Source organism: Klenkia sp. PcliD-1-E (assembly GCF_024124375.1).
In the GTDB taxonomy this organism is placed as follows: Bacteria; Actinomycetota; Actinomycetes; order Mycobacteriales; family Geodermatophilaceae; genus Klenkia.
Window position 1 is genome coordinate 1 of record NZ_JAMXRZ010000254.1, and the last position, 1,314, is coordinate 1,314.

The 1,314-nt window shown below is 79.4% G+C and carries 1 protein-coding gene; it reads right to left on the bottom strand.

Annotated elements, in window-relative coordinates:
• The coding region (locus NH342_RS22990) for a 3'-5' exonuclease (protein ID WP_253018702.1) at window positions 1-1,314 on the bottom strand (1,314 nt) is incomplete at both ends.

Sequence of the window (1,314 nt, forward strand, 5' to 3'; positions counted from 1 at the left end):
GACCAGCTCGGCGGCCGCCGTCAGCGAGCGGCGCCGGCCGGCCGAGAGCGGGTCGGCGGGCCACACCCCGACCGGCCACTCGGCCAGCGCGGGGTTGGCCGCACCGTCGGGCGGCGGGTCGGCCCAGGTGTCGACCCCGCCCCGCCCGGGACCGGCCGCCTCGACGGCCTCCCGGACGGCCAGCAGCAGGCTGGAGGGGCCGTTGGGCTTGACCCCGTCGCGCCACCAGCTGCCCGAGCACAGCAGCAGTCGCCGGGCCCGCGTGACGGCCACGTAGCCCAGGCGGACCTCCTCGGCCGCGCCGAAGTCCTTCCACGCCGCGACGTAGTCGGCCAGCGCGTCGCGGACCTGGGCCTGGTCCCCCGACCCGGGCACCGGCAACCGCAGCCGGGGCAGGTCGGCGCGGTCGGTGACGCGGAGGTCGACGGGGACCGCGCCCGGGTCGTTGATCCAGGAGTCGGCGGTGTCGGTGCGGCTGGGGAACTGGCCGACGGTCAGGCCGGGCACGGCGACGACGTCCCACTCCAGGCCCTTGGCCGAGTGCGCGGTGAGCAGCTGGACGGCCTCGGGGTTGACCGCGACCTCGCCGGGCTCCAGGCCGCGCTCGCGGACCTCGGCGTCGGACAGGTAGCCCAGGAACGCCGGCAACGAGGGCAGCTCGGCGAGGTCGGCGAACTCCGCGGCCACCGCGTGCAGGGCATCGAGGTGCGCGCGGGCACCCCCGGGACTGGCATCGGGGTGGCTGGCCAGCTCGGTCTCTAGGCCGAGCACCCGGACCACCTCGTCGACCAGGTCGGGCAGGGGCTCGCCCAGCCGGCCACGCAGCTGCCCCAGCTCGCCGCCGAGCCGGCGCAGCCGCCGGTGGCCCTCGGCGGAGTAGGCCGCGGGCGCGCCGAGGTCGTCCAGCGCCTCGACGATGCTGCTGCGCTCGGGGACCGGCGCGGGGACGGCGGCGGCCTCCCCGGCCGGGGCCGGGTGGCGCTCGCGGACCAGCTGCCGGGCCCGCGCCTCCAGCGCGGCGAGGTCACGCGGGCCGATGCGCCACCGCGCGCCGGTCAGCAGCCGGCCCAGCGCGTCCCCGGCCGTGGGGTCGACGAGGACGGTGAGGGTGGCGACCACGTCGGAGACCTCGGGCACGTCCAGCAGGCCGCCCAGTCCGACGACCTCCACCGGCAGGCCCCGCTCGCGCAGCGCGGCCGCGATGCCGGGCAGCTGGGCGCGCCGGCGGGCCAGCACCGCGACCGTCGGGCGGGCCCGCTCCCCCTGCCCCGGGGTGCCGTGCCACTCGGCGGCGAGCCGGTCGGCGAGGGCGGC